19 protein-coding genes and 1 riboswitch are annotated in these 19,173 nt (G+C 67.5%); of the genes, 13 read left to right on the top strand and 6 right to left on the bottom strand.

Annotated features, from left to right (window positions below):
- The first annotated feature begins 58 nt into the window (after positions 1-58).
- From HMI57_RS12365 to HMI57_RS12355, 3 genes are read left to right on the top strand one after another with little or no spacing between them, the layout of a single operon-like run.
- On the top strand, positions 59-1,285 hold the full coding sequence (locus HMI57_RS12365) for an allantoate amidohydrolase (RefSeq protein WP_171586315.1): 1,227 nt from the start codon (positions 59-61) through the stop codon (positions 1,283-1,285).
- Complete coding sequence (locus HMI57_RS12360; RefSeq protein WP_171586314.1) at positions 1,282-2,631, top strand: formimidoylglutamate deiminase; 1,350 nt, start codon at positions 1,282-1,284, stop codon at positions 2,629-2,631. Before HMI57_RS12365 ends, HMI57_RS12360 begins: the two co-directional genes overlap by 4 nt.
- Complete coding sequence (locus HMI57_RS12355; protein ID WP_171586313.1) at positions 2,628-3,833, top strand: amidohydrolase family protein; 1,206 nt, start codon at positions 2,628-2,630, stop codon at positions 3,831-3,833. Before HMI57_RS12360 ends, HMI57_RS12355 begins: the two co-directional genes overlap by 4 nt.
- Before the next feature lie 44 nt (positions 3,834-3,877).
- On the opposite strand, the gene HMI57_RS12350 is transcribed toward HMI57_RS12355, so the two are convergent.
- Positions 3,878-4,822 carry an SDR family oxidoreductase gene (locus HMI57_RS12350; RefSeq protein WP_171586312.1) on the bottom strand — a complete coding sequence of 315 codons (945 nt, stop codon included), beginning with the start codon at positions 4,820-4,822 and terminating at the stop codon, positions 3,878-3,880.
- A gap of 210 nt (positions 4,823-5,032) precedes the next feature.
- On the opposite strand from HMI57_RS12350, the gene HMI57_RS12345 reads away from it, so the two are divergent.
- The 3 genes from HMI57_RS12345 (at position 5,033) to HMI57_RS12335 (ending at position 7,045) form a co-directional block, all read left to right on the top strand.
- On the top strand, positions 5,033-5,860 hold the full coding sequence (locus tag HMI57_RS12345) for a helix-turn-helix domain-containing protein (protein ID WP_171586311.1): 828 nt from the start codon (positions 5,033-5,035) through the stop codon (positions 5,858-5,860).
- A gap of 125 nt (positions 5,861-5,985) precedes the next feature.
- Positions 5,986-6,357 (top strand): glyoxalase superfamily protein, encoded by a 372-nt coding sequence (locus tag HMI57_RS12340; protein WP_171586310.1) that lies wholly within the window; start codon positions 5,986-5,988, stop codon positions 6,355-6,357.
- Between the two features lie 49 nt (positions 6,358-6,406).
- Positions 6,407-7,045 carry a DinB family protein gene (locus HMI57_RS12335; protein WP_171586309.1) on the top strand — a complete coding sequence of 213 codons (639 nt, stop codon included), beginning with the start codon at positions 6,407-6,409 and terminating at the stop codon, positions 7,043-7,045.
- On the opposite strand, the gene HMI57_RS12330 is transcribed toward HMI57_RS12335, so the two are convergent.
- The 3 genes from HMI57_RS12330 to HMI57_RS12320 all read right to left on the bottom strand — a co-directional run bounded on the left by HMI57_RS12330 (position 7,023) and on the right by HMI57_RS12320 (position 10,198).
- A complete protein-coding gene (locus HMI57_RS12330; RefSeq protein ID WP_205207958.1) occupies positions 7,023-7,928 on the bottom strand; it encodes a carbohydrate ABC transporter permease in 906 nt (301 codons plus the stop codon). The two genes, HMI57_RS12335 and HMI57_RS12330, sit on opposite strands and share 23 nt — an antisense overlap.
- 2 nt (positions 7,929-7,930) lie before the next feature.
- Positions 7,931-8,866 carry a sugar ABC transporter permease gene (locus tag HMI57_RS12325; protein WP_171586308.1) on the bottom strand — a complete coding sequence of 312 codons (936 nt, stop codon included), beginning with the start codon at positions 8,864-8,866 and terminating at the stop codon, positions 7,931-7,933.
- Positions 8,867-8,950: 84 nt separating this feature from the next.
- Entirely contained in the window at positions 8,951-10,198 is a 1,248-nt protein-coding gene (locus HMI57_RS12320) for an extracellular solute-binding protein (RefSeq protein ID WP_171586307.1), read from the bottom strand.
- 296 nt (positions 10,199-10,494) lie between these two features.
- Here HMI57_RS12320 and HMI57_RS12315 point away from each other — a divergent pair, with 296 nt between their 5' ends.
- The 6 genes from HMI57_RS12315 to HMI57_RS12290 are packed head-to-tail and all read left to right on the top strand — an operon-like array spanning position 10,495 to position 15,886.
- Positions 10,495-11,415, top strand: coding sequence for an SIS domain-containing protein (locus HMI57_RS12315; protein WP_171586306.1), 921 nt, complete (start codon positions 10,495-10,497; stop codon positions 11,413-11,415).
- A 5-nt stretch (positions 11,416-11,420) separates the two neighbouring features.
- The gene (locus HMI57_RS12310; protein WP_171586305.1) at positions 11,421-12,380 is read left to right on the top strand and encodes an ROK family protein; all 960 of its coding nucleotides are present in this window, start codon (positions 11,421-11,423) and stop codon (positions 12,378-12,380) included.
- Positions 12,377-13,387 (top strand): hexose kinase, encoded by a 1,011-nt coding sequence (locus HMI57_RS12305; RefSeq protein ID WP_171586304.1) that lies wholly within the window; start codon positions 12,377-12,379, stop codon positions 13,385-13,387. The genes HMI57_RS12310 and HMI57_RS12305 overlap by 4 nt, the downstream gene beginning before the upstream one ends.
- Positions 13,384-14,250 carry a class II fructose-bisphosphate aldolase gene (locus HMI57_RS12300; protein ID WP_171586303.1) on the top strand — a complete coding sequence of 289 codons (867 nt, stop codon included), beginning with the start codon at positions 13,384-13,386 and terminating at the stop codon, positions 14,248-14,250. Before HMI57_RS12305 ends, HMI57_RS12300 begins: the two co-directional genes overlap by 4 nt.
- A complete protein-coding gene (locus HMI57_RS12295; protein ID WP_171586302.1) occupies positions 14,247-15,047 on the top strand; it encodes a DeoR/GlpR family DNA-binding transcription regulator in 801 nt (266 codons plus the stop codon). Before HMI57_RS12300 ends, HMI57_RS12295 begins: the two co-directional genes overlap by 4 nt.
- A 29-nt stretch (positions 15,048-15,076) precedes the next feature.
- Positions 15,077-15,886, top strand: coding sequence for a CPBP family intramembrane glutamic endopeptidase (locus tag HMI57_RS12290; protein ID WP_228721092.1), 810 nt, complete (start codon positions 15,077-15,079; stop codon positions 15,884-15,886).
- Between the two features lie 48 nt (positions 15,887-15,934).
- On the opposite strand, the gene HMI57_RS12285 is transcribed toward HMI57_RS12290, so the two are convergent.
- Positions 15,935-16,576, bottom strand: a complete 642-nt coding sequence (locus HMI57_RS12285; RefSeq protein WP_171586301.1) for a VOC family protein — start codon at positions 16,574-16,576, stop codon at positions 15,935-15,937.
- 142 nt (positions 16,577-16,718) lie between these two features.
- Positions 16,719-16,853: riboswitch (SAM riboswitch) on the top strand.
- 19 nt (positions 16,854-16,872) lie between these two features.
- On the opposite strand from HMI57_RS12285, the gene HMI57_RS12280 reads away from it, so the two are divergent.
- Complete coding sequence (locus tag HMI57_RS12280) at positions 16,873-18,003, top strand: homoserine O-acetyltransferase (RefSeq protein WP_346655201.1); 1,131 nt, start codon at positions 16,873-16,875, stop codon at positions 18,001-18,003.
- Between the two features lie 28 nt (positions 18,004-18,031).
- Here the strand turns inward: HMI57_RS12280 and HMI57_RS12275 are convergent, their stop codons facing one another.
- Complete coding sequence (locus HMI57_RS12275; protein WP_346655200.1) at positions 18,032-19,171, bottom strand: winged helix DNA-binding domain-containing protein; 1,140 nt, start codon at positions 19,169-19,171, stop codon at positions 18,032-18,034.
- Positions 19,172-19,173 lie beyond the last annotated feature (2 nt).

Below are 19,173 nucleotides of genomic sequence, written 5' to 3'. Positions count from 1 at the left end.
CGGCCTCCGGCCCCCTGCTCAACCCTGTTGGCATGGAGATTAGATGGTGGAGAAATCGATGAATACCGTTAGTAGCATGCTCGCGTCGATTTCCGGCGTCGGACGTGATTCCCATCGGGGTGGGTACTCCCGGCCGGTGTTTTCCGGGGCCGAGCTTGAGCTGCGCGACTGGTTCACCGCCGAAGCCTCCCAGCGTGGCCTCGAGGTCAGCACCGATCGCAACGGGATCATGTGGGGCTGGTGGGATGCAGGAGCGGGGGACCGGACCGGCGCGCTGGTCACCGGAAGCCACCTCGATTCGGTGCCCGGTGGCGGGGCGTTCGACGGACCGCTCGGCGTGAGCGCTGCGCTCGCCGCCGTCGACGTCCTGAAGGAACGGGGCGTCGAGCCGCGACGCTCCCTCGCCGTGACCGTCTTCCCGGAGGAGGAAGGCTCCCGGTTCGGGGTGGCCTGCCTCGGATCGCGGCTCCTCACCGGTGCCATCGACGCCGATAAGGTGCGGAACCTCAAGGACACCGACGGCAACACCTTCGCCGACGTCAGCCGAGCGAACGGACTGGACCCGGCACGTCTCGGCCGCGACGAGGACGGCCTCCGGACCATCGGCGACTTCGTTGAACTCCACGTCGAGCAGGGCCGGGCTCTGATCGACCAGGACGCACCGGTCGGCGTCGGCTCCTCCATCCTCGGGCACGGACGGTGGCGGCTGAGCGTTGCAGGTCAGGGCAACCACGCCGGCACCACCCTGATGGCAGACCGCGCCGACCCGATGGTCGTCGCCGCACAGATTATCCTGGCCATCCGCCGGATCGCCGCAGCACAGGATGACGCCCGCGCTACCGTCGGACGGCTGCAGCCAGTCCCGGGCGGCACCAACGTCATCGCCTCGCGCGTCGACCTGTGGCTCGACGTCCGCCACCCCGACGATGCCGTCACTGCTGCCCTCGTCGAGTCGATCCACGGTCAGGCCCAGAAGGCAGCAGCGTTCGAGGGGTGCGCAGTGACACTGACTGAAGAATCCTTCAGCAGCACCGTCCACTTCGATGCACCCCTGCAGCGCCAGCTGCAGAACTCGCTGCGCCGGTCGAACGACGGGAACCCGGTACCAGCCCTGCCCACCGGTGCCGGGCACGACGCCGGTGTGCTGGCCGGTTACGTCCCCTCGGCCATGGTGTACATCCGCAACCCGACCGGCATCAGCCACTCGCCGGAAGAGTACGTCGAACGCGACGACGCCAACCTCGCAGCCACGGCGCTCGCCGACGTGCTGGAAGACCTGCTGTGACGACGTTCTGGTGTGAACAGGCCTGGGTGGCCGGACGGGGGATCCAACAGCGGGTCCGCATTGAAACCGATGACTCAGGCACCATTACCGGCGTGACTTGCGGCGTTGACGCCGCACCGGAGGACAACAGGGACCTCACCGGTGTGGTGTTCCCCGCCGCCGCCAACGCCCACTCGCACGCGTTCCACCGGGTGCTCCGGGGACGGACCCACGACGGCGGCGGTGACTTCTGGGTGTGGCGTGAGGAGATGTACCGCGCCGCCGGAACGCTGACCCCCGCCAGCTACGAACGGCTCGCCACTGCGGTCTTCGCCGAGATGGTGGTCACTGGCTGGACCAGCGTCGCCGAATTCCACTACGTACACCACCAGCCCGGTGGTGAGCCCTACGGGGCGACCGGGGACGGCCCGCATGCCATGGAGCTGGCCCTGTGCCGCGCCGCGATCGCTGCCGGAATCCGGTTGACGCTGCTGGACACCTGCTACCTCGCCGGCGGCATCGGAACACCGCTGTCTCCCGATCAGGAACGGTTCGGCGACGCCGACGCGGCGGCCTGGCTGGAGCGGTTCGCCGACCTGCGCCGGACTATTGCCGAACACTTCGACCCGGACCTCGTGACCGTCGGGGCAGCCCTGCATTCGGTCCGGGCGGTGCCTGAAACAGCCCTGCGCATCCTCGCCGCAGGCCTCCCCACCGATGTCCCACTCCACATCCACCTGTCCGAGCAGCCCGCCGAGAACGCGGACTGCGAAAAGCACTATGGCACCACACCGGCCGGACTGCTGCACCGGCACGGATTGCTCTCCGACCGATTAAGCGTCGTCCACGCCACTCATCTCACCGCTGAGGACATCGCCCTGTTGGGAGGCGCCGGGACCACAGCAGTCCTGTGTCCCACCACCGAGGCGGACCTTGCCGACGGGATCGGCCCCGCCCGGGCGCTGCAGGACGCCGGAGCGCGGATCGCGCTCGGCACCGACCAGCACGCGGTGATCGACCCCTGGCTGGAAATGCGGGCCCTCGAACATGGGGAACGGCTCGGTTCGGGCCTGCGCGGACGGTTCAGCCCCGCAGACCTGCTCAACGCCGCCACCACCGGGGCCACCCACTCGATGGCCACCCCCGTCTCCGCCATCGAGGTCGGTCGACCCTGCGACCTGGTCAGTATCAACCCGGCGTCGCTGCGCACCATCGGCTCCAGCCCCGCCCAGTTACCCCTCACCGCCACCGCCGCGGATGTGACAGCCGTGGTCGTCGCCGGTCATCTGGTGGCGCGCGACGGACACCATCTCGCACTCGGCGACCCGGCCGGACTGCTGGCCGCTGCCCTGAAAGGAAACGCATGAGCCTCGTGATCACCAACATCGGTGAACTCACCACCCAGGACCGTGAACACACGGTCCTGCGGAACGCCGCGGTGGTGTTCGAGGGAGAACGGATCAGCTGGATTGGCGCGGCAGCCGATGCGCCAGCCGCCGACGACATGATCGATGCGCAGGGCCGGGCAGGGCTTCCGGGCTGGGTGGACAGCCACACCCATCTGGTCTTCGCGGGGGACCGCACCGCCGAATTCGAGGCGCGGATGGCGGGCCAGGACTACGCCGCCGGCGGTATCGCCGTCACCACTGACGCGACCCGCACTACGTCCGATTACGACCTCACCCGACTGCTCCTCGGCCGGGTCGCCGAAGCGAACGCGGGCGGCACCACCTACCTGGAAACCAAGACGGGGTACGGGCTCGACGTCGAGCACGAGGGGCGCAGCGCCCGCATCGCCGCCGGCGTCGTCGACGAGGTGACGTACCTCGGGGCGCATCTGATTCCCGCAGGGATTGACCCCGACCAGTATGTCCGTCTGGTCTGCGGTCCCATGCTCGACGCCGTCCGCCCGTACGTCAGCTGGGCCGACGTGTTCTGTGAGCGCGGAGCCTTCAGCGCCGAGCAGTCCCGCGAGATCCTCACGGCCTGCCGCGACGCGGGACTGGGACTGCGGGTCCATGGAAACCAGCTGGGTCCCGGTGCCGGGGTGCAGCTCGCCGTCGAGTTCGGCGCCGCCAGTGTAGACCACGTGAACTACCTGGACGAGGCGGACATCGCTGCCCTCGCCGACAGCTGGTCCGGGTACGACGACGGCACCGGACCCCGGGGAACGGTGGCTGGCTGCCTGCCCGCCTGCGACCTGTCCACCCGCCAGCCCCTCGCGCCGGGGCGTGCTCTGCTGGATGCCGGTGTCCAGATCGCGCTGGCCTCCAACTGCAACCCCGGCACCTCCTACACCACCTCGATGGCCTACTGCGTGACCACTGCAGTGCTTCAGATGGGGCTCAGCGTTCACGAAGCCGTCCGGGCCGCCACCTTCGGGGGCGCGCTGGCCCTGCACCGGGAAACGGGGACCGACGACGACGGCGCCCGCGCGGTCGGGTCCCTCGCCGTCGGGCACCGGGCGGACCTGCAGTTGCTGAACGCACCGTCGGCCACCCACCTGGCGTACCGCCCGGGAGTGCCCCTGACCCACGCCGTCTGGAAGCAGGGCAACCGGATCGTCTGAGCGCCGGAGGGGAACTGAACGGCGCAGGGTCGGGCAGCGCACAGTCAGACGGCGGGAATCCGGGTCCGGGTGAGTTCCTCGGAGAGCTCCCACAGCCGGGCGGCGTCCTCAGCACTGCGAAGGGGAGGGTACAGCTGCTGTTCGGCAGGCGCCCCGCCCAGATGGCCCGCCCCGCTCGGGCCATAAAACGCGGCTCCGGCGGCGACGGTAGCGGTTGCCGCCAGGAGTGCGGGGAGACCCGCCGTCTCCGCCGTGCCGAGCAACAGGCCATGGGCGGAGAGCCAGCGAATCAGCCGGACCTGCGGCGTGTCCGAACTCCGTCCAAGTTCAGGGCGGGCGGCGAGCAGGTTGGTGGGGGCAACCCCGGGGTGCGCGAGGTTGCTGCTGATTCCCCAGCCACCCTCCCGGCTGCGGCGATCAAGCTCGAGCCCGAACAGGCCCAGCGCGATCTTGGACTGGCTGTAGGCCCGCTGCCCGTCATAGCTGTGCTTCCAATTCGCGTCGTCCCAGTTGATGGCACCCCGGCGGGCAGCGATGCTGACCTGCGAGGTGACTCTTGCGCCACCCTCCTGGAGCAGCGGCAGGAGTTGGCTGACGAGCGCGAAGTGGCCCAGGTGGTTCGTCCCGAACTGCAGCTCAAACCCGTCGGTCGTCTGCTGGCGGCTCGGTGGGGTCATCACTCCCGCATTGTTGATGAGGATATGGATCGGCTTTCCTTCAGCGCGAAGGTTCCGGCCAAGCGCGGCGACCGAGCCCAGCGACGACAAGTCGAGGTCTCTCAGCGACACGGTGGCAGCCGGTACCCGGCTGCGGATCCCCGCGACGGCGGCTTCCCCCTTGCTCAGGTTCCGCACGGGCAGGATCAGTTCCGCCCCGGCCTGGGCGAGGCGCCGGGCCATGCCCAGGCCCATCCCGTCACTGGCTCCGGTGATCAGGACCCGCTTTCCTGCCAGTGATGGAAGGGTGAGGTCAGGTGTTGTGCGTGCCATGTGCTGCTCCTTCGATGGTGTGTTCCTTCACGATCACCCCTGGGCCGCACCGCAACAAGGGCCTCCCGATCCGAGGCTGGGGAGAGCTCCCCAGCCAGGAGACTCCGGGCAGGGGTGGTAACCAGTCCGGTGCGCAAAGGGGGATTCGCAGACCGTGGCTCCCGCTGGGCCGGGTGACTAGCATGAGACATCGCTGCGAAAGGAATCATCGTGATCGACCGCACCGGACTCGCCGGGTTCCTGCGGACCCGCCGGGAGGCGCTGCAACCCGAGGACGTGGGGCTGCCACGTGGCGAACGACGCCGAACCGCTGGCCTCCGCCGTGAGGAGGTCGCATCCCTGTGCCACATGTCGACCGACTACTATGCCCGGCTCGAGCGCGAGCGGGGGCCGCAACCGTCCGAGCAGATGCTTTCCTCAATCGCTCAGGGACTGCACCTCTCGCGCGACGAACGCAACCACCTGTTCCTGCTTGCCGGCCATAATCCGCCAACGCGCGAACAGACGGGTGAGCACATCAGCCCCGGGCTCCTTCGGGTCCTGGACCGGCTGGAAGACACCCCCGCCGAGCTGGTTACCGAGCTGGGCGAGACACTGAAGCAGACCAGGCTGGGGGTGGCGCTCACCGGGGACACCACGGGGCTGACGGGGCCGGAGAGGTCCCTCGGCTACCGGTGGTTCACCAATCCCGAGGTCCGGACCCGCTACGCCCCCGAGGACCATTCGTTCCTGAGCCGCATGTTCACCGCCGGGTTGCGGGGAGTCCTGGCACACCGGGGACCGGAGTCCCGGGCCGCTGAGCTGGCGGAGATGCTCCTTGACCGCAGCGACGAGTTCCGCCGTCTTTGGGCCGACCACGAAGTGGGGCTGAGGCCACGGGACGTCAAGCACTTCATTCACCCGGAGGTGGGCGCCCTGGAACTGCACTGTCAACAGCTGGTCGATCCGGGCCAATCCCACTCCCTGCTCGTCTACACGGCCGTTCCGGGCAGCGAGACAGCGGAGAAGCTGCGGCTGCTCTCAGTCATCGCGGTGTAGCGGGTTGTCCCCATCCGGTCACCTTTGGTCCCGGGATCCGGACCAAAGGTGACCGCATTAGGTTTTAGGCTGTGAAGCAGAATCCGCCACCGGGTGGGCTCGAAGGAACGAGAGAGGACCGCGTAATGGACTGGAAGATTGAGGTTGTTCCGATCCCTGTCACAGATGTTGACCGGGCCAAAGCCTTCTACGTTGACCAGGTCGGTTTCACTGCCGATCACGACCAGCAGGTCGATGAGAACCTGAGGTTCGTCCAGCTCACCCCACCGGGATCCGCCTGCTCCATTGTGATGGGGACTGGGCTGACCGAGATGGCTCCGGGGACACAGAAGGGGGTCATGATCGTCGTCCCCAATGCCGATGACGCCCTTCGGCACCTCACCGACAACGGGGTATCTGCGCGCGGGGTCGAGGAGATGGAGTGGGGCCGGTTCGTGTACTTCGCCGACCCCGACGGCAACGAGTGGGCACTCCAGGAACTGCCAAACTACTCGTGAACCGGGACCCGGCGAGAACGCTGAGCTGGGTGATGAGAGGACCCGCCGCATGACGAATGACACCGCCAAGGAAGATCTTCACCGCTATCTGCGCACGGCCCGCGCTGCCCTGCTGTGGAAGCTGGACGGTCTCTCCGAGTACGACGTCCGCCGGCCGCTGACCCCGAGCGGCACCAACCTGCTGGGCCTCGTCAAGCACGTCGCGAGCGTGGAGTTCGGCTACCTCGGCGACACGTTCGGTCGCCCCTCCGGCGAGCCTCTGCCCTGGTTCGATGACGACGCCGAGCCGAACGCGGACATGTGGGCCACCGCCGACGAGTCGCGGGAGCAGATCATCGGGCTGTACCACCGGGCGTGGGCACATGCTGACGCGACGATCGACGCGCTGACGCTTGAGTCGACCGGGCACGTTGCGCACTGGTCCGATGACCGAAACCCGGTGACGCTGCACCTGATCCTGATCCATCTGCTTGCGGAGACCAACCGTCATGCCGGGCACGCCGACATTGTGCGGGAACTCATCGACGGATCGGCCGGGCTGCAGCCGCACAACGACAACCTGCCGCCCGGGGACCTTTCCTGGTGGGAAACCTACCGGAACACCCTGGAACGTAGTGCAGTGGAAGCAGCACGGAACACGCGGCGGCGGATGACCGGGGGAGGAGCTACTTTACTGCTCCTGCTGTGAGGCCGCCGATCAGCCGCTTCTCGATCAAGGCGAAGAGGATGATCACGGGAATGATCGCCACGATCGAGACACCGAACACGTACTGCCACGAGGTGGCGTACTGACCGATGAACTTGGTCAACGCAACTGACAGCGGCTGGTTCTCCGCCGTTGACATGATCACCAGAGACGCCGCGAACTCGTTCCACGATGAGACGAAGGTGAAGATCACCGCCGTGACGATGCCCGGCCAGACCAGCGGCAGGTTCACCCGGAACATCACCGTCAGCTTCCCTGCGCCGTCCAGCTGGGCTGCCTCATCGATCTCCTTCGGAATCGCCGCGAAGAAGCTGTGCATGATCCACAGGGCGAAGGAAAGGTTGAACGCCGCGTTGATCAGGATCATCGCCAGCCAGGTGTCGTTGATCCCCAGCACCAGCATTTCCCTGAACAAACCGGCGGTGAGCACTGCAGGTTGCAGCATCTGGGTGACAATGACCAGGAACAGGAACACCGTCTTCCCGGGGAAGCGGAACCTCGCTGTGTAATAGGCCGCCGGGGTGGCGACGAGCAGCACCAGCAGGGTCGCGAACACGGCGATGATGATCGTCGAGACCAGGTTGTAGGGCAGCGGTGTTTCGGGGGTGTCCCACATGGTCACATAGTTGCTCCACTGCAGGCCCTCGGTGGGGAAGTAGGCGGGCGGCACCGCGAGGATCTCCGAGCGGGTCTTCAGCGACCCCACGAGCATGATCACGTAGGGGAGCAGGAACACCAGGGCGACGACGGCGCCGATCGCCATCCGCAGTCCCATCCGGCGGCCTGATACCTGGTCGGAGCCATACCGTTTCCGGCGTGCCTGCGCCGGGGGGAGAGTTGCCGGACCCGGGGCGATGGTGGCCATGTCTAGAGCTCCTTCATCGGCTTGACGATTTTCACGTACGCCGCAACGATCACGATGACAATGGCAAAGTTGAGCACGCTCAGGGCACTGGCGATGTCGACCCGGCGGTCAAACTGCAGCACCTTGAAGATGTAGGTCATCAGGGTGTCTGCCTGGTACCCGGGAATCGAACCGGTGATGATCCTCAGGATCGGCAGGTTATTGAACACGTTGATGATGTTGATCAGCACCGCCACCGCGAGGGCCCCGCGAAGCTGCGGCAGCACAATGCTGAAGTAGGTGCGGAACCGGCCCGCCCCGTCCATCTTTGCCGCCTCCAGCGCGTCCTCCGGTACCGCCTGCAGCCCTGCCAGCAGGGTGTAGGCGGTGAAGGGGATCGAGACGAACACGGCGACGATGATGGCCAGGCCGAGCGCCGGGATGACGTTCTTGGTGAAGCCGTAGGGACTGTCGAGGATGCCGATGTCCACCAGGAAGGCATTCATGATGCCGTAGTTGCTGTCCAGGCCGTAGTAGAACACGGTGGTGGTCATCACCACGCTTGCGGCCCACGGGACAACCACTGCCATCCGGACCAGGGTGCGTCCGGGGAAGGGCTTGTTGAGGAACTGTGCCAGGGCCAGGGAGATCAGCACTGTCAACGAGACCACCACCACCACCCAGACCACTGTATTCAGGAGAACCCGGGGCAGGTTGGGGTCGGTGAAGACATCGGCGAAGTTCGCAAACCCCGCGGACCCCTGGTCGATCCCGCTCTGGCTGATTTCCCGGGTGGAGTTGTAGATCATGAACCCGGCCGGGAAAATCACTATCGCGAAGATCAGGAGGAGTACCGGCCCAATCCAGGGGAGGGCTGCGGGAAGGCCGTCGGAATTCTGGCGGCGGCGCTTTCGTCCTGGGGACGCGGCCGGGTTGGCCAGTACGGGCTGTGCACTCATGGTAAATAGCTCATTCTCTGCCGCCGGTGGGGGTGGTACCGCGGAGTGCCTTCCGCAAGGGGAAGGCACTCCGCGGTGTGTGGGCTACTCGGCTGCTTCGTCGGCCTCGGCCTGGATCTGCTCAAGTACCTCTGCAGGTTCCATCCCCTGGCCCAGCTGGCCGAACAGGGACTTGAACGCACCGTCGGTGGCGTTCCAGGCCGGGTTGGAGGTGGGGTAGAACACCGCGCTCGGCAGCATCTCCAGGAACGGCGCCAGGGTCTCGTCACCGGACATCTCCTCGGCACCGGAAATGGTGGTCGGGAGGAAGCCCTCGGTACTGACCCATTCCACGTAGTTCTCCGGAGCGAAGAAGAAGTCCATGAAAGCGGTGACAGCCTCGGCCTTGTCGCCGTCGTTCTTGAACGACATGAGCCGGTCGGCAACGCCCAGGGTGGCCGGTTCGCCCGACGCCGTGGGAATGTTCGCCAGCCCGTAGTTTAGCTCGGGGTTCTCGGCTTCAATCTGCCCCACGGTCTGCGGCAGGCCGTACACCATGCCGATCTGGCCCTGGATGAACACATTGATCATCGGGGTGCGCTGGGTGGCGCCCGGATCGGCCTGGGTCAGGCCGTCGTCGATCATGCGCTTCATGAACTCGGCTGCCTCGAGGTTCTCGGGAGTGTTCACGGTAATTTCGCTTTCGTCACCGAATCCACCGCCGTTCCCTGCCATCCAGATCAGTGCCTCGCCCTGGGCCTCCTCGGACCCGAGCGGCATGCCGTAGCCGGGCGTGCCGGTCTCGGTGATCGCCGCTGCCGCATCGTAGAGCTCGTCCCAGGTGGTGGGCGGGCCATCGACCCCGGCCTCCTCGAACAGGTCCTCGTTGTAGAACAGGGCCCGCGCCGAAGCGAGGAGTGGCAGGGCGTACTGGGTGCCGTCCACCTGCTCGTTGGCGGCGAAGGACTCCTGGAAGTCGGCGATCGTCTCTGGCGACGCGATCTCCTCGGCGGTATACAGCAGGCCCTCGGTGGCGAACGCTGAGAAAGCGCCGCCGTTATAGATATCCGGGGCCTCGCCAGCCTGGATCTGGGTGTTCAGCACCGATTCAAGGTTCTCCCACGATTCGACCTGAAGATTGATGGAGATGTCCTCGTTGGCTGCCTCGAACTCCTCGATGACACCCTCCCAGAGGGCCCGGCTTCCGTCGGAGTAGCTGGGCACCAGCAGGTCCAGTGACGTGCTGCCCTCCTCCTCCCCACCGCTGTCTCCGCCGCCGAAGCCGCAGGAGCTGAGCATAAGACCGGCGACCGCCACACTGGCGACCATGCCGGTACGGATTGATTTCTTCATGGTTTCCTCGTTCTCCCAAAGGTGGCGCAGCGGCTGTGGCTGACACCGGAATACTTGCAACAAGTTGACGGTATTGCCTTCAGAATGAGCATTACTGTTCATCCGTTGTGGATTGATAATTGCGTGATCCATGTCTCACGTCAAGCGGGCGCGCTGATCGAGATCTGAGTGTTACGGCATCCGCACTGCCAAAAGTGCCCGGGGAGTGGTTAGATTGTTACTGATCGCTTTACCCCTTGAAACGTCAGACCCAATCACCGCGGGATGAGCCGCCGTAAACCGCAAAGGAGCTCCCGATGCCCCACACCGCCCCCCAGGCACCCGGATCCGCAGGCACGCACATGGACCAGGAGCTCCACTCGCAGCCCGCCGTCTGGCGCCAGGCCATCGACCAGGCAGCCTCCGAGAATCTCCTCCCCGCCGACGGCGAACGCGTTGCCGTCATCGGCTGCGGCACGTCCTGGTTCATGGCGCAAAGCTACGCCGCCGCGCGCGAAAGCGCCGGGAAGGGACTGACCGATGCGTTTGCGGCCTCCGAGGCAGCGGTGGTGGCTGGCCGCGGCTACGACGCCGTCGTCGCGATCTCCCGCTCCGGCACCACCACCGAGGTGCTCGAACTCATGACGGAACTCAAGGGGTCCGTCCGGATCATCGCCGTCATCGGCGACACCAGTTCCCCGGCCATCACCCTGGCCGACGCCGTCGTCGCCCTGCCCTACGCCGACGAGCAGTCGGTGGTGCAGACCCGTTTCGCCACCGCAGCCCTCGCCTACCTGCTGGCGTCACTGGGCATCGACCTGGGCGGAGCGATCACCGATGCGACAGCAGCACTGGAGATGGACCTCCCTGCCGAGATGCTCGACGCCGAGCAGTTCACCTTCCTGGGGACCGGCTGGACCGTGGGGCTTGCGCACGAGGCGGGGCTGAAGATGCGTGAGGGAGTACAGGGCTGGACCGAGTCCTACCCCGCCAAGGAATACCGCCACGGACCCATCTCGATCGCCGCCCCGGGCCGGGTGGTGTGGCTATTCGGCGACGACGTCGCGGGACTCGCCAACGACGTTGCTCCCACCGGTGCCGACTATGTCCACACCGGGCGCCACCCGCTGGCCGACCTGGCCCTGATCCACAAGATCACTCTCGCCCGGGCCCGTGCCCGCGGGCTGGACCCGGACCTGCCCCGGAACCTCACCCGCTCAGTGATCCTGGACTCCTAGTACCGATGACCCACCACCCGGCGACGACGGCGGACCCGGCACCGGCACCCCTGACGGACCTCGTGCTGGCCATCGACGTGGGCGGCACCGACCTGAAGTCGGCCCTCGCCGATCCGGACGGGACCCTCCTCGACATCCGGCGCACCCCCACCCCGGCACCCTCACAGATCCCCGGGGAGAGCATCGTGGAACGCGCGGCCGAGCTCCTCGCCGACTACCGCGCCGCCTGGCCAGCCCACCGCATCGGCGCCATCGGGCTGATCGCTCCGGGACTGGTTGATGAAATCAACGGCGTCGGAATCTACTCAGCGAACCTCGGCTGGCGCGACTTCCCGTTTGTCCGGCGCCTCCAGGACGCCACCGGTCTTCCGGTCACCTACGCGCACGACGTCGGCGCTGCCGGCGACGCCGAGATGCGCTTCGGCGCTGCCCGCGGGCTCGAGGACGTCGTCGTCATGATCATCGGGACCGGGATCGCGGGCGCCGTGTTCTGCGGGGGAGTGCGCGTGCTGGCCGGCGGATATGCCGGTGAGCTGGGGCACGCCCGGGTGCCCGGCGGGCTGCCGTGCACCTGCGGTGTGGTCGGGTGCCTGGAAACCGTTGGTTCAGCGGGAGCAATCGCCCGCCGCTATGCAGAACAGAGCAGCCAACCGGTCACCGGTGCGCGGGACGTGTTCGACGCCGCAGCCGCGGGGGATCCGGTCGCCCGCCAGGTGATAGACGACGCCGTCGCGGCGCTGGCCTTCAGCATCAGCCAACTGGTCGCTATCCTCGGCACCGAGGCCGTGGTGATCGGCGGCGGGCTGGCCCAGGCCGGTGAGTCGTTGCTCGGCCCGCTGCGCCGCGAGGTTGACAGGAACCTCTCCTTCCACCGGCGACCGGTCCTCCTGGAGGCGCGGATGGGTCAGGACGCCGGCCTGATCGGCGCGGCACTGCGCGCCCGCAGCCTCCTGGATACGCCATGACTGGGGACCTGCGCTCCCGCGGGACCATCATCACGGTGACGGCGAACCCGGCGGTCGACCTGACCTATGCGGTGCCGCGACTGATCCCCGGATCATCCCACCGGGTGCGCCAGCCCCTGCTGCGCGCCGGCGGCAAGGGGCTCAACGTTGCGCGGGTCCTGCACCAGGCGGGATACCGGACCGTTGCACTGGCACCGGTCGGTGGTCTGTCAGGCACCGAGTTCCGGGAAGAACTCGTCGCCAGCGGGGTCCCACACATGCTGACCCCGACGGCGGCCGCCACCCGCCGCAGCATGGCCTTCGTCGACGGCGAGGCCGGGCAGACCAGCATCTTCAACGAGACCGGGCGCCCCCTGACGGACACCGAATGGGAGGCGCTCTCCGCGGCGTTCGAGGCCCAGCTCGACGGTGCCGGGGCGCTGGTCGGATCCGGCAGCCTGCCCGACGGCGCGCCGGTAGACTTCTACCCCTCCCTCGTGCGGCGTGCCCGGAAGCATGGTATTCCCAGTCTCATCGACACCTCCGGCGACGCGCTGCTGGCGGCGGCCGACGCCGGCGCGGACCTCCTCAAACCCAACCACCACGAACTGCTGGCAGCCACCGGCGCCACGACGCTCGACGACGGCGCCCGGCAACTGTTGGACCGTGGTGCGGGTGCGGTGGTGGTCAGTTGCGGGGAGGAGGGCATGGCCCTGCACCGGACCGGGAGCCCCACCCTGTGGGCGTCACTGCCACGGGTGGACGGCAACCCGACAGGTGCTGGGGACGCCGCCGTCGCCGCCCTCGCGGTCGTGCTGGCCTCGGGCGCGACCGGTGCCTGGGACACCGCAGCCTCCCGGCACCGCGACGAGACTCTGCTGCGGCTGGCCACTGCCTGGTCGGCCGCCGCTGTCCTGATGCCGGCAGCGGGAGAGCTGCACGCCAGCTACCTGGAGCTGATCGACGCAGTGACCATCACCCAGGACCGACCCCCGAGCCCCCACGCACAGCAGGAGCCCCGACCATGACCCTCACACCGACACACGATCTGATGGCCGCGGCTGTTGCCTCAGGGGCGGGCCTCGGCGCCTTCAACGTGATCCACCTGGAAACCGCCGAAGCGCTGGTGGCCGGCGCCGAGACGGCGGGACTCCCGGTGATCCTGCAGATCTCCGAAAACTGCGTCAAATACCACCGGGGGCTGGAGCCGATCGCCCTGGCAACGCTCGCGGTCGCCCGGTCGGCGAGCGTGCCGGTTGCCGTGCACCTGGACCACGCCGAGGACCCCGAGCTGGCCCTCGCCGCCGTGGACCTGGGCTTCGGCTCGGTCATGTACGACGGCGCCGCGCTGCCGTTCGACGGCAACGTCGCCACCACCTCCCGAGTTGCCGCCTACGCCCGGGAACGCGGCGTGTACGTGGAGGCCGAATTGGGCCGGATCGGCGGCAAGGACGGCGCCCACGCGCCGGGGGTCCGCACCGACCCGGGGGAGGCCGCGTCCTTCGTGACGGCAACGGGCGTGGACGCCCTGGCCGTCGCCGTCGGCTCGTCCCACGCCATGACGCAGCGCAGCGCCGAACTGGACCTGGTGCTCATCGCTGCCCTGAAGTCAGTCCTTGAGGTGCCGCTAGTGCTCCACGGATCATCGGGGGTCTCCGACGCGAATCTTACCGCGGCAATCCGGGCCGGAATGACGAAGATCAACGTCTCCACCCACCTGAACCAGCTGGCCACCAATGCCGTCCGCCTATACCTCGAGCACAACCCGTCAGCGGTCGACCCGCGCAAGTACCTCGCCGCCGGACGCGCCGCCATCGAACCTGAGGCGGCCCGCCTGCTCACCCTGTTCGCCGCCGCGGGCACAGCACCCGGGAAGGGGCAGACACCATGAAACGTGCAGAACGGCTCAACGCCATCCTTGACCTGCTGGCAGTGGCCAGCCAGGTGGACGTCGAGGAGATCGTCACCAAGCTTAAGGTCTCACCAGCGACCGCCCGGCGGGACCTGGACAGCCTCGCTGAGCAACGGCTGCTGACCCGCACCCACGGGGGTGCCAGCATCGAGGCTGTCGCGTACGACCTGCCCGGGCGTTACAACAGGGACGCCCACGCGGACCAGAAGCGGGCCATTGCCCAGGCAGCAAGTGACCTCATTCCCAAGGGAGCGGTGATCGGGCTCTGCGGCGGGACCACCAGCACTGCGATCGCCTCGGCGCTGAGCAAGCGCAGCGACCTGATGGAACCCTCCACCAAGCCCACCCTGACGGTCGTGACCAACGCGATCAATATCGCGGCCCAGCTGGTGGTCCGGCCCAACTTCAAGATCATGGTTACCGGCGGGATCGTCAACCCGCGGTCCTACGAGTTGGTGGGATCCTATGCCGACGCGGTGCTGCAGCGGGTAGCCCTTGACTTCGCATTCGTCGGGGTCAATGGCCTGGACCCGATCGTTGGCCCCACGATCAGTGACGAGGGCGAGGCGGCAGTCAACGCGATGGTCGCCAAGCGGGCAACCACCGCCTACGTGGTCGCTGACTCATCGAAAATCGGCACCCGCTGCTTCGCCACCATGACCGGCTACACCTTCAGCAACCTGATCACCGATTCCGGGATCACCGACGCCCAGCGACAGTCGTTCGAGGACCACGGCACCACGGTGATCGTGGCGCCGATGGTCGCCACCGACTAGCCACAGGAGCTCCCACTAGGATGGCTGCCATGCCCACCGATGCCACCCACCCGTCCGCACCGCCCGCCCCCGGCGACGCCGGGACTTCCTCGTCCGGCCAGCGCCGCCGGATCACCGCGGAGATCGCAATTGTCCTGGGGTTATCCCTCGGCCAGTCAGCGGTCTACGCCGTGGTGAACCTGCTCGACAAACTCAGCCAGGCCCCGCTGGCGGCCCAGACCACGCGGCTCAACCCCGTGCTCAACGACCGGCAGTACTTCGACCTCACCTACCAGCTCCTGGGCATTTTCTTCGCGCTGATCCCGGTGTTCCTGGTGCTGTTCCTCCTCACAGAGCCCGGAAAGTCGGCGTTCAGGACGCTGGGCTTCACCTTCAGCCGGCCCCGGGTGGACTTCGGGCTCGGTTTTGGTCTGGCAGTCCTGATCGGTGCCGGCACGCTGGGCGTATACGCGGGCGGCAGGGCGCTGGGCATCACGACAGCGATCGAACCGGCCGCGCTCGACGCCTACTGGTGGACGGTGCCGGTGCTCATCCTGTCGGCACTACGCCATGCTGTGGTGGAAGAGGTCATTGTGGTGGGGTATCTGTTTCACCGGCTGCGCCACCTCGGCTGGTCGATGCCAGTCATCATTGTCAGCAGCGCACTGCTGCGGGGCAGCTACCACCTGTATCAGGGGTTTGGGCCGTTTATCGGCAATTTCATCATGGGGTTGATCTTCGGGTACGCCTACACCCGCGCCAAGCGGGTGATGCCGCTGGTGATCGCCCACGCCCTGCTGGACATTGCGGGCTTCGTGGGCTTCGCGCTCTTCGGGTCGGCGATCGGGATCGGCGACTAGGAACCCCGGCCTAGGAAAGGACCTAAGAATCCGGCGCGTGAGGAGGAGCTAGATCTCCACCAGGCCGCTGGCGGTCTCGAAAGTCACTGACATCACGCCGGGGGTGCCGTTCGGGGCCACCCACCTCACCGCTACGCCATCGAGGGGATCGGTGGCGGGGGTGCCCAGCCATTCGGCGATCCTGTCGGGTGAACCTGCGATGGTCAACGAGTCGAGCCGGACCGTCGTCGGGCGGGCCTGCGACGGGTGCAGCGCCTCGGTCCCGTCATCCCACCTCAACATGTAGGGGACCTGAGGGTCGGCGATCAAACCCTTGATACCGATCTGCTGCCAGGTCAGTTCCTGTCCGTCAGGGAACTTGCGGTTCCCGGGAACCGCGCTGCGGCCAAGCCGCTGCTCAAACGGGGCGAGGTCATCGACCGCGACGCACCAGCCCATCCAGCCTCCACCGGCTTCGGAGCGCGCACGGACCGCCTGGCCGAAAGGTGCCTTGTCCGACGCGGGGTGGTTGAGCACCTCGACCACCTCAAGGTACTGGCCATTCAGCAGGGGGAAAATCATGTTTCGCGTGCCGAAGCGGGGGTGGACACCGCCCTTCACCGGTTCGATCCCCAAGGCAGCGGAAATCCTCCCCGCTGTCGCTACGAGGCCGTCGGGTTCACAAGCATATGAGACATGGTCCAAGCGCATGGCCCTAGTTTTGCACTTTGTGATGTGTGTCTCGACTTAGGGTTACCTAACCTCCTCCGGGGCCGCGCTACGGCGGCAGCCAGCATGACCGCCGCGTTCATATATTTGCACCCGGACGGCTTCTTCGGGTTATCTAGGAGCAGGTCACGAGTGCCAGCACGGAGCGGATTGCCGCTCCACCAGAGCCCCGGCTTGCTGGACGGCAACCCTCCTTCGCGGCGGGGTGCCCCGGGTGACGACCAGGCGGTGGGCAAGGTGTCCGGCGCAAGCGCGGACTTCGAGGCGGGCGGTTTTCAGTGACATCTCTTCACACGACCCAACAGGGCAGCACCATCCATTCCCAGCAGGACGGGGTGGTACGGACCCGCAGCCTGGGCTCCTTCACCTGCGAAACCGGGGGGTACCTCCCGGAGCTCACCCTCGCCTACGAAACCTGGGGCACCCTCAACGAGGACGCCTCCAACGCAGTCCTGATCCAGCATGCGCTGACGGGCAGCTCCCACGTGGCCCGGGGGGATTCGGACGAGGACGGCTGGTGGGACCAGCTGGTCGGCCCGGGCAAGACCATCGACACCACCAGGTATTTCGCCGTGTCGATCAACATGCTGGGCGGGTGCTACGGTTCCACCGGCCCCGCCAGCCTGGATCCCGACGGCGTCCCGTGGGGGTCGCGGTTCCCGTTCCTGACGGTGCGGGATTCAGTGCAGGCCGAGGCGCTGCTCGCGGATGCACTGGGAATAGGGACCTGGCATTCGGTGCTCGGGGGGTCCCTCGGCGGGGCGAGGGCGCTTGAGTGGGCGCTGACGTACCCGGACCGGGTTCAACGATGCGCGGTCATCGCGTGCACTGCGGCGAGCTCCGCTGAACAGATCGCCTTCGCCCAGGCCCAGCTCGCGGCCATCCGCCTGGATCCCGGGTTCGCTGGCGGCGACTACTATCCCGGCAGCGGGCCCACCGCCGGGCTGGGACTGGCGCGGCGTATCGCCCACATCACCTACCGGTCCGAGCCCGAACTTGAGTACCGGTTTGGCCGGTCGCCCCAGGGTCGCGAGACCCCCTTCGGCTCCACCGATCCGGCGGCACGTGGCCGCTACCAGGTGGAGAGCTACCTGGACCACCAGGCGGACAAGCTGGTGGATCGCTTCGACGCCAACAGCTATGTAGCGCTGACCGAAGCGCTGATGGGGCATGACGCGGGCCGCGACCGTGGCTCGCTGCACTCAGCGTTGCAGTCGGCCCGGGCACAGTTCTTCATTGCCGCGGTGGACTCGGACCGGCTCTACTATCCCAGCCAGTCCCAGCTCCTGGCGGACTCGCTGCCCGGTGAGGTACCAGTGCACCTGATCACCTCGCCGATCGGCCACGACGCGTTCCTCACCGAGGTCGGCCAGCTCGACGGCAGGCTGCGGGAGGCCTTTTACTCCTAGCCCGGGACGACGCCGGGCCCGGGGCGGCTCAGTGATCGACCAGGCGCACCTCGCCTGCCACCCCGAGGAAGCGCGAGTACCGCCGCAGTGCCGCCTCGTGTTCACCACGGGACGTTGCCGGGAAGTCGGCGAACAGGTGGGTGTGGATGCTCGCGCCGGCCGCCGTCACCTCATGTTTCCAGTGGCCGCGCAGCTGGCCATCCAGCAGCACCAGATGGCTGGGGATGCCGTCCTGCGCCCGCCCGGGGGTTGGGGCCTTCCCGCCCAGATGGAACCGGGTCGCCGAGTATCCCATCACGTACTCGTCGTAGCACTGGACCAGGTCCACCCGGCCCGGCGTCGTCTTTCCAGGTTCCTCACCGGTGAGCCCCTGCGCGCCGACATCGGGAAGGTGCAGATAGTCGATTCCCTCGATCCGGCTGGTCTCGAAGGTGTCGGCGGCCTCGGCCAGCCCCCGCCGGATGTCCGACATCGGAAGTCCGGACCAGGCGGCACAGTCCTTGACGGTCGCCGGCCCGCGGCTGGAGAAGTACCGGACCGTGAGCTGATGCAGCGCTTCGTCCCGGTCCAGCGAGGGCCCCGCCGGGACCCGTTGGCTGAAGGCCGCGTAGGTGTGGGTGAGCACGCCCGTCGTCCCGGGGCGTGGTGTGCCGCTGACGAGGATCCCGCTCAGCTCGGCCTCCATCAGTAGCTGGGCCAGCGGGATGCCGGTGGTGGGGAGCCCCGCCGCCCGCAGGTGGGCGGCCAGCTCCTTCCGGGAATGGTGTTCGCCGTCGGCGACCGCAGCCTCCAGCACACGGTTGCCCAGCTGCAGCAGCTCGTCGTCGACACCCCAGCCCGAGTTGACCGACTGGTTCTGGTGACGGACGCGGGGTGCGCTGAGTTCCATCAGCCAGCCCAGATCCAGCCGGTGCACGAAGTGCCAGGTGGGCCGCAAGACATGAGTGCGCAGAATGTCTCCCGCAGCGTAGGCGTTCTCCACCTCGGCTGCTGACGGGTCGCCGCACCGCTGGGCCAGCGACCAGCGGGCGTAGGCGAACTCCTGGGCCTGCACGGCACCCAACCAGCTCACCACCTGGTCCGGGCTCGTTGCGGGCGATCCCCACAGCCGCTGTTGCGCCATGCGCAGGGCAACGATCCGCTGATCCGGGTGGGCTGGCTGCGGCACGG

The organism is Arthrobacter sp. 260, from assembly GCF_013116745.1.
Lineage (GTDB): Bacteria > Actinomycetota > Actinomycetes > Actinomycetales > Micrococcaceae > Arthrobacter_D.
This window is presented reverse-complemented; position numbering and strand designations above follow the sequence as displayed.

Excerpts from the sequence above, each read along its gene's own strand:
- HMI57_RS12365 (WP_171586315.1), top strand. The coding sequence starts at position 59 with ATGAATACCGTTAGTAGCATGCTCGCGTCGATTTCCGGCGTCGGACGT.
- HMI57_RS12355 (WP_171586313.1), top strand. The coding sequence starts at position 2,628 with ATGAGCCTCGTGATCACCAACATCGGTGAACTCACCACCCAGGACCGT.
- HMI57_RS12350 (WP_171586312.1), bottom strand. The coding sequence starts at position 4,822 with ATGGCACGCACAACACCTGACCTCACCCTTCCATCACTGGCAGGAAAG.
- HMI57_RS12340 (WP_171586310.1), top strand. The coding sequence starts at position 5,986 with ATGGACTGGAAGATTGAGGTTGTTCCGATCCCTGTCACAGATGTTGAC.
- HMI57_RS12335 (WP_171586309.1), top strand. The coding sequence starts at position 6,407 with ATGACGAATGACACCGCCAAGGAAGATCTTCACCGCTATCTGCGCACG.
- HMI57_RS12330 (WP_205207958.1), bottom strand. The coding sequence starts at position 7,928 with ATGGCCACCATCGCCCCGGGTCCGGCAACTCTCCCCCCGGCGCAGGCA.
- HMI57_RS12325 (WP_171586308.1), bottom strand. The coding sequence starts at position 8,866 with ATGAGTGCACAGCCCGTACTGGCCAACCCGGCCGCGTCCCCAGGACGA.
- HMI57_RS12320 (WP_171586307.1), bottom strand. The coding sequence starts at position 10,198 with ATGAAGAAATCAATCCGTACCGGCATGGTCGCCAGTGTGGCGGTCGCC.
- HMI57_RS12315 (WP_171586306.1), top strand. The coding sequence starts at position 10,495 with ATGCCCCACACCGCCCCCCAGGCACCCGGATCCGCAGGCACGCACATG.
- HMI57_RS12310 (WP_171586305.1), top strand. The coding sequence starts at position 11,421 with ATGACCCACCACCCGGCGACGACGGCGGACCCGGCACCGGCACCCCTG.
- HMI57_RS12305 (WP_171586304.1), top strand. The coding sequence starts at position 12,377 with ATGACTGGGGACCTGCGCTCCCGCGGGACCATCATCACGGTGACGGCG.
- HMI57_RS12300 (WP_171586303.1), top strand. The coding sequence starts at position 13,384 with ATGACCCTCACACCGACACACGATCTGATGGCCGCGGCTGTTGCCTCA.
- HMI57_RS12295 (WP_171586302.1), top strand. The coding sequence starts at position 14,247 with ATGAAACGTGCAGAACGGCTCAACGCCATCCTTGACCTGCTGGCAGTG.
- HMI57_RS12290 (WP_228721092.1), top strand. The coding sequence starts at position 15,077 with ATGCCCACCGATGCCACCCACCCGTCCGCACCGCCCGCCCCCGGCGAC.
- HMI57_RS12285 (WP_171586301.1), bottom strand. The coding sequence starts at position 16,576 with ATGCGCTTGGACCATGTCTCATATGCTTGTGAACCCGACGGCCTCGTA.